Consider the following 7,384-nt stretch of genomic DNA (forward strand, 5'->3'; position numbering starts at 1 on the left):
CCCCGGGCCCCTTCGGCGTCCTTGGGGAGTCTAGGCGCCGGAACCCCCGGACAGGGGTGGTTTCCGGACCCCTGTTCGGTCGAACGCGCCCCGGGGGAAGGACGTTTGACTAGGCTTGGCGGGTCGCGCCGCAGGGGAGGGCGCGCCGTTTCGGGAGGGGAACCCACGTGAGAGTCCTGCACGTCGTCACGCTGCACACGCCCACCCACGCCTTCGGCGGGCCCACCCGGGTGGCGCTCAACCTCTGCCGCAGCCTGCGGGCGGGCGGGGACGAGGCCGTGGTCCTCGCCCTCGGTGACGGCTTCGCCGACGGTCCGGGAGGACGGGCGGAGTTCCTGCCGCGCCGCGTGGACGACGTGCCGGTCAAGCTCTTCCCGGCCCGCCACGTCCTGCCCCGCTTCGAGGTCAGCGGCATCACCTCACCCGCGCTGCTCGCCAACGCCCCGGCATACCTGCGCTCGGCCGACATCGTGCACGTCCACCTGATGCGCGACCTCATCACCCTGCCGGTTGCCCTGCTCGCCCTCGCCCTGCGCCGCCCGCTGGTCCTGCAGACCCACGGCATGGTCGACCCCACCGACAAGCCGCCCGCCCGGCTGGTGGACGTGCTGGGTACCCGCCGCGTGTTGCGGCGGGCCGACGCCCTGCTGTACCTGACGGAGTCCGAGCGCCATGCCACCGCCGAGGTGGTCGCCCCCGACCCGCTCGCCCCGGCCCACCGGCTGGTCAACGGGGTGCCGGAGCGCTCCGACCCGCGGACCGGCGAGCCCGGACGGCCGCCGACGATCCTGTTCGCCGCCCGGGTGCAGCGGGTCAAGCGCCCGCGTGACTTCGTCACCGCCATGCCGACCGTGCTGGAGAAGGTGCCCGACGCCCGCTTCCTGATGGCCGGCCCCGACACCGGCCCGCTCGCCGACGAGATGCTCGCGCTCGCCGACCGCCTCGGGGTGGGCGGCTCCCTGGAGTACCTCGGGGCCCTGGACCACGACGAGCTGTTGCTGCGGATGCGGGAGGCGGACGTCTACGTGCTGCCCTCCACCTTCGAGCCGTTCGCCGTCTCCATCCTGGAGGCGATGTCGGTGGGGCTGCCGGTGGTGGTCACCCGCACCGGCGGGTTGTCCCCCGACGTGGCGGCCTCCGGCGCCGGGCGGGTGGTGGACAGCGACCCGGCGGAGGCCGCCGACAACGGCGGGGCGGTCGGCCGCGCGATCCTGGAACTGCTGGAGCCGGAGGCCCACGCGGAGGCGTCCGCGGCCGGACCCGCGCTGATCGCCGAGCGGTTCACCGACGGCATCGTCGCCGACACCCTGCGCGGCATCTACCGGGACGTGCTGGCCCGTCGGGCCGCCGGCTGAGGAGGCGGGGCGGGCGCCGACCGGAGCGGCCGGGCACCGACCGGAGGGGCCCGGCGACGTGCGCGCCGTTCGGTTGGCCGCCACCGTCCGGGCCGGGCCGCGCGGAGCCCGACGGATTCGCGTCCGCTCCGTGGGGGCGTCGGGTCGGCGGGCCGGGCACCCGGCGACCGCTCAGCGCGGAAGCGCCCCCGGCTCCGGCCGTTCGGCGCCCGACTCCCGCTCCAGGCGGGCCATCTCGCGCGCCCGCACCCCGATCTGCCAGCGGTAGAGGCTCAGCCCCAGGGCGTAGTCGAACCCGGCCCGACCGTCCAGGAACCCCCGCTTGAGCACGTAGCCGTAGGCGAAGGACACCAGTGGCTTGAACGGGGCGCGGTGGAACAACTGCCCCGCCCGGGTCTTCGCGGTGCGGATCTGCTCGCGCACCTCCGGCCGGCACTCCAGCCATGCCTCCCACTGCGCGTACCGGTTGTGCCGGTCGAACCAGGTGCCCACCGGGTCCAGGTCGTTGTGTTCCAGTGTCCCGGACAGCCGGTGCACCGGGTCGGCGAGCGGCTGGTAGTGCCCCTCCTGCTCACCCATGCCCGGCGCGTCCAGGTCGTCGGGCTCGGGGAACCGGGTGCGGGTCCGGTCGACCAGCGCCCGCTTGACGATGGTGTAGCCGTGCCGCAGCCGACGTCCGGCGAACCAGTACCCCAGGGGGATGTCGAAGGCCGCCGGACGGACCGGCCGGCCGTCCAGGAAGACGTGCCGCAGTTCGGCCAGCAGCTTCGGACTCGGTGCCTCGTCGCCGTCGACGAACAACACCCAGTCGATGTCCGGTCGGACGTGATCCAGGCACCACTGTTTCTTCTTGGGGTACTTGCCGTCCCAGGTGTAGGGGACGACCTCGGCACCCTCCGCCCCCGCCAGCTCCCGGGTGGCGTCGGTGCTGTCGGAGTCCACCACGACCACCGCCTCGAAGTGGTCGATGACCGAGCGCACCGTTCCGGCGATGTTGCGCTCCTCGTTCTTCGTGGGAATCACCACCACGATCGGCAGCCTCGTCATGACGCGCTCACTCCCTGGTCGCTCGCGGGGCTCCGCCCCGTGGTCGTGGGCCGGTCGCCGCGGACCCGGGGTCGGGTCCGCGGCGACCGGGTGGTTCACCGGTGCCGCCGGCTCAGCGGCGGGACCGGTCCAGCAGGTCCCGGTGCTCGGGGCACAGGGTGGGGACGGCCTCCTCGGCCCCGGGGATCTCCCCCTCGCGCAACGCCTCCACGGCGCCCTCGGGGTCGTGCCGGGAGAGATAGCCCAGGCGTTGGCAGGTCTCCAGGCCGGCCTGGAGGATCGGTGCCGGGTCGGCTCCCCGGGGGACCCGGCCGTCGAGGTACTCCCGCTCCTCGGCGGAGAAGGGGCGGTCCTCCACGGCCGGCGCCTGGTCGGGGGCGGGTTGGCCGATCCGGCCCATCGACGGCGCGTCCTCTGCCCCGTCGTCCGGCTCGGGGGCGGGGCCCTTCCGGTCGTCGCCCTTCCCGTCCCTCTCGCCCTGCCCCTTCCCTCCCTCGTCGGCGTCACCGGTGTCACCGGTGACACCGGTGCCCTCGGGGTTCTCCTCGATCGGGTCCGGGTCGCCGGCCGCGGGGTCGTCCCCGGCCGTCGGGGTCGCCCCGGTCGACCGTTCCGCCGCCGCGGCCCCGGTGGTGTCGGCGTTCCCACCGGAGCCCCCGCACGCTCCGAGCGCCGTGACGGTCGCCAGGGCGACCGTCACGACACCCGCGCGGAAACAGCGCCCGCGCATCTCAGGGCGCCCCGAAGGTGAGCAGCAGTCGCGGCTGGTTGGCGCTCGATGCCTGCCGGGACCAGAACCAGAGGCTGGAGGGCCCCTCGCCCACCACGGCCAGGTCGAGTTCCGCGCCGAGCGCCGCGGTCACCGCCGCGGTGTCCAGCGGGATGCCGTGCACCGCGCCGGGGGCGTTCGCCCCGGTGAGGGTGCCCAGGATGTCGGTGCCGAGTTCGGGCCTGGTGTTCCAACTGGTTCCGGCCTCACTCCAGTCGCCGACCACCGGCACGACGATCTGGTCGTCCTCGGACCCCGCGTGGGCGTCGTTGGTCAGCCGGATCCGCAGCGTGGCGGCCTTCAGGACCGTGCCCGGCGGCGCGGCGGGGACATCGAACCGCAGGTAGCTCTCGTAGGCGGGCGAGCTGCGCACGGCGAGTTGCTGGTGCGTGCCGTGCACGTTGTTGGGGGCGGCCTGGTTGACGTAGGTGTCGGCGGTCGGTACCGCCTCCACCACCGTGTCCGAGGGCACCGAGGCGGCCTGGAAGTGGGCGTTCACCCGAGCGGCCGAGAGAGTGGAGTAGTAGACCGCGATCTCGTCCAGCTGTCCCTGGAAGTAGTCGGTGGTCGGTCGGTTGGGCCAACTGGCCAACGAGTCGCCGCCGACCCGCCAGAAGCCGGGGGTCGAGCCGTAGTTCTGGGCGGAGGTGTAGGAGGTGTTGACCGCCTGCTGCTGCCCGTCCACGTACAGCCGCATGCCGTTGCTGCCCAGGGTCGCCACCACGTGGTGCCACTGCCCGTCGTTGTAGGAGGCGTTGGTGGTGACGGTGCGCAGACTCCCGCTGTTCACGCCGAAGACCAGTCGGCCGTCGTTGCGCATGTAGACGTGGCGATCCCGCATGCTGCTGTTCTCCAGGATGCGGTTGCCGTAGCCGATGAGCCTGCCGCCCTGCGTGGTGGTGGTGCGGAACCACGTCTCCACCGAGAAGAGGTTGGTGGAGCGGAAGGGGGTGTCGCTGTAGGTGTAGGTGGAGCTGCCGTTGTGACCGATGGCGGCGGCGGAGGGGCCGTTGACGGCCGGGGGGAGCACGCCGCGCTGCGGACCTCCCCGGTGGACACCGGAGTTGTCGTTCCCCGAGGCGTCGGAGGCGAAGTTGCCGGTGGTCTCGTCGCTGCGCCAGTACAGCACAGGCCTGTCGGCCAGGACCGCCTGCACGTACGGCTGGGTGGAGGAGGCGGCGGTGGCGGAGACGGCGGGGGACAGGGTGCTGGTGTTGCCCGCCGCGTCGGTGGCGGTGATCCGGTAGCTGTAGGTCACGCCCTCGGTGACCGAGGTGTCGGTGAAGGACAGTTGGGGCCGGCGCCAGGGCACCGAGGAGCCCTGCACGGTGTGGACGGGCAGGGCGGAGTTGTTGCGGTACACCCGGTAGGTGAGCAGGCTGTCGTCGAGGTCCAGGCTCGACCGCCAGGTCACCTCGATCTCCCCGGGGACGTGGCTGAAGGCGTGCGCCTCGGGGGTCAGCGGGTTACCGGTGTCCGGTTCGCTCGCGAAGCGGGTCAGTCCCCACTGCGGGGAGCCGTTGACGGCGGTGAACTCCCCCGCGACCCACATGTAGTCCAGACCGGTGGTCGGGTGTTCCTCGGAGACGGTGATGGCGCGCGGGCCGATCCGCTCGCCCAGCCCGTCGTTGGTGTCGGGGAACCACCCCAGCAGGGTCGGGTCGTGGACCGACTGCGCGAACAGGTGGAAGCGCGGCTGATTGGGGAAGGACCCCATCGAGGAGCAGTCGTGGGCGTGGTGCCCGCTGTACAGGACGTCCCGGTACACCTGGACGGCCTGGGTGGCGCCCAGGCAGGTGTCCCGCCACCGCTGGTCGTGGGTGTCCGGCTCGATGGCGATCCGGCCGTCGAAGACACCGCCGCCGGTGCCCTCGTTGGCGGTGTAGATGCCGGTGGCGTCGGCGTGCAGGTCCTTCACGACCGAGCGGGTCTCGATGAAGCCCAGCGGGTAGGCCCGGGTCATCGCCGCGTTGCCGGCGTCCACGATGGCCAGGGCGTGCGAGTTGACGCCGTTGATCGTGAAGAAGTCGCCGCCCAGCACGACGTTCTCCCCGTCGTGGGTCAGGGCCAGCGCGCGGCCGGGCTCGTCGCCGTCGGCGACCCAGCCGGGCACCAGGGCGCCGGTGGTGTCCACGGCCCCGAAATACCGGCGCTGCTGCCCGTTGAGCTGGACGAAGTCACCGCCCAGGTAGACCCGGTCGTCCGTGGCCGCGAGCGCGTGCACGGTATTGCTCGCCCCGGCGGAGAAGGGCTTGGGGGTGCAGGTGGAGAGGTCGATGGCCGCGACGGAGGAGGCGCCGATGCCGTCGACGGCGCCGAAGCGTCCGCCGACGTACAGCGTCTCCCCGTCGGGGGAGACGGTCAGCGCCCGCACCGTCTCGATGCCCGAGCCGACGGTGAACTCCGGCGCGCAGCCCTCGATCGGCACGCCGGTGGCGGCGTCGAGGGCCACGAAGTTGCGCACGGGCCTCTCCTGCGTGCCGGGGGCGGCTCCCGGCGGACGGATGGTGGTGAAGGATCCCCCGGCGAAGATCACGCCGTCGGACTCGGCCAGCGCCCAGACGATGCCGTTGGTCTGCCAGGTCGGCAGGTTGTCGGCGGTCATGGCGACCGGCGGGGTCAGTGCCTCGGCGGGCGGGGAGACGGCGGTCTCCGCTCCCGCCAGGGCGCCGAGGGCGAGGGTGAGCACGGCCGAGGCCGTCACCACCCGTCTCGTCGTGCTGCCACGGCTCGGTTTCATGGTGCCCCCACTAGTGCTACGGGTCCCGGGAAGTTCGGGACCGGTGTTCGGGATCCGGTGGGTGATCCGGATCCGATCGCACCCGCTCGTGTAATGGTCGAATATCGATCACGGACGGGTGTGATCAGTTGGTTGTGTCTGACACTCGGTCAGGCGGTCAGCGGAACCCTAGAGCCGGCCACGGACCCGTGTCCGCGCTTCGGGGAAGGTTCCGAAGAGGTCGGGAAGACCCGAATGGTCGTGAAGGTCCGCCTGGTCCGGAAAGCCCGTGAGGCGGGAGGGCTTGTCGGGTGGTCGTGTCGGGAGGGTCCGACGGGGGTATCGGCGCGGAGGGCCCCGCGGTGACCTGCGAAGCGGGCACCGGCCGGGACCGGACCTCGATCAGCGGTCCACCCGCACCCGCGCCCCCGACAGCTCCGCGTCCAGCAGTTCGATGTCCGCCCGCACCATCAGTTCGGCCAACTGCGCCCAGCGCACCCGGGGCTCCCACCCCAGCCGGTCGCGGGCCTTGCTCGCGTCCCCGATCAGGGCGTCCACCTCGCTGGGGCGCTCGTATTTCGGGTCGTAGCGCACGTACGCCGACCAGTCCAGTCCCGCCGCCGCGAAGGCGACCTCCAGGAACTGTCGGACGGTCGCCGCGTCCCCGGTGGCCACCACGTAGTCGTCCGGTTCGTCCTGCTGGAGCATCCGCCACATCGCCTCGACGTACTCCGGCGCGTATCCCCAGTCCCGCACCGCGTCGAGGTTGCCCATGTAGAGCCGGTCCTGCAGGCCCGCCCGGATCCGGGCCACCGCCCGGGTGATCTTGCGGGTCACGAAGGTCTCCCCGCGACGGGGGGACTCGTGGTTGAACAGGATGCCGTTGGAGGCGTGCATCCCGTACGCCTCACGGTAGTTGACGGTCGCCCAGTAGCCGTAGAGCTTGGCGCAGCCGTAGGGGCTGCGCGGGTGGAACGGGGTGTGCTCGTTCTGCGGCGGGGGAGTGGAGCCGAACATCTCCGAGGAGGACGCCTGGTAGATCCGGGTGTCGATCCCGGAGGCCCGGATCGCCTCCAGCAGCCGGGCGCTGCCCAGGCCGGTGACGTCACCGGTGTACAGCGGCGCGTCGAAGGAGACCCGCACGTGCGACTGGGCCCCCAGGTTGTAGACCTCGTCGGGCCGGAGTTCGCGCAGCAGGTTGACCATCGCCACTCCGTCGGAGAGGTCGGCGTGGTGCAGCACCAGGCTCCGTTCGGGATCCTGGGGCCCCTGGTAGATGTGGTCGATGCGTTCGGTGTTGAAGGAGGACGAGCGGCGGATCAGACCGTGGACCCGGTATCCCTTCTCCAACAACAACTCGGCCAGGTAGGAACCGTCCTGGCCGGTGACACCGGTGATCAGCGCGGTTTTCGCCATGAGGTCATCCCCTCGGTCGGTGGTGGCGGGGCCGGTGGGCACGGCCCGGTACGGGGTGGTGCGGAAGGTGCCGTGACG

At 72.3% G+C, this 7,384-nt stretch carries 5 protein-coding genes; 1 reads left to right on the plus strand and 4 read right to left on the minus strand.

Annotation, left to right across the window (positions count from 1 at the left end; genetic code table 11):
* Positions 1-167 precede the first annotated feature (167 nt).
* Complete coding sequence (locus tag FNQ90_RS07525) at positions 168-1,355, plus strand: glycosyltransferase (protein ID WP_182605620.1); 1,188 nt, start codon at positions 168-170, stop codon at positions 1,353-1,355.
* Between the two features lie 171 nt (positions 1,356-1,526).
* Here the strand turns inward: FNQ90_RS07525 and FNQ90_RS07530 are convergent, their stop codons facing one another.
* The 4 genes from FNQ90_RS07530 to gmd all read right to left on the minus strand — a co-directional run bounded on the left by FNQ90_RS07530 (position 1,527) and on the right by gmd (position 7,306).
* The gene (locus tag FNQ90_RS07530; protein WP_182605622.1) at positions 1,527-2,402 is read right to left on the minus strand and encodes a glycosyltransferase family 2 protein; all 876 of its coding nucleotides are present in this window, start codon (positions 2,400-2,402) and stop codon (positions 1,527-1,529) included.
* A 112-nt stretch (positions 2,403-2,514) separates the two neighbouring features.
* Positions 2,515-3,132 carry a hypothetical protein gene (locus FNQ90_RS28065; RefSeq protein ID WP_182605624.1) on the minus strand — a complete coding sequence of 206 codons (618 nt, stop codon included), beginning with the start codon at positions 3,130-3,132 and terminating at the stop codon, positions 2,515-2,517.
* Between the two features lies 1 nt (position 3,133).
* Positions 3,134-5,875: a LamG-like jellyroll fold domain-containing protein gene (locus FNQ90_RS07540; RefSeq protein ID WP_323379826.1), complete on the minus strand. Its 2,742-nt coding sequence runs from the start codon at positions 5,873-5,875 to the stop codon at positions 3,134-3,136.
* Between the two features lie 417 nt (positions 5,876-6,292).
* Entirely contained in the window at positions 6,293-7,306 is a 1,014-nt protein-coding gene (gene gmd / locus FNQ90_RS07545; RefSeq protein ID WP_143619410.1) for a GDP-mannose 4,6-dehydratase, read from the minus strand.
* Between the last annotated feature and the right edge of the window lie 78 nt (positions 7,307-7,384).

The organism is Streptomyces alkaliphilus (genome assembly GCF_014141535.1).
Lineage (GTDB): Bacteria > Actinomycetota > Actinomycetes > Streptomycetales > Streptomycetaceae > Streptomyces > Streptomyces alkaliphilus.

Excerpts from the sequence above, each read along its gene's own strand:
- FNQ90_RS28065 (WP_182605624.1), bottom strand. The coding sequence starts at position 3,132 with ATGCGCGGGCGCTGTTTCCGCGCGGGTGTCGTGACGGTCGCCCTGGCG.
- gmd (WP_143619410.1), bottom strand. The coding sequence starts at position 7,306 with ATGGCGAAAACCGCGCTGATCACCGGTGTCACCGGCCAGGACGGTTCC.
- FNQ90_RS07530 (WP_182605622.1), bottom strand. The coding sequence starts at position 2,402 with ATGACGAGGCTGCCGATCGTGGTGGTGATTCCCACGAAGAACGAGGAG.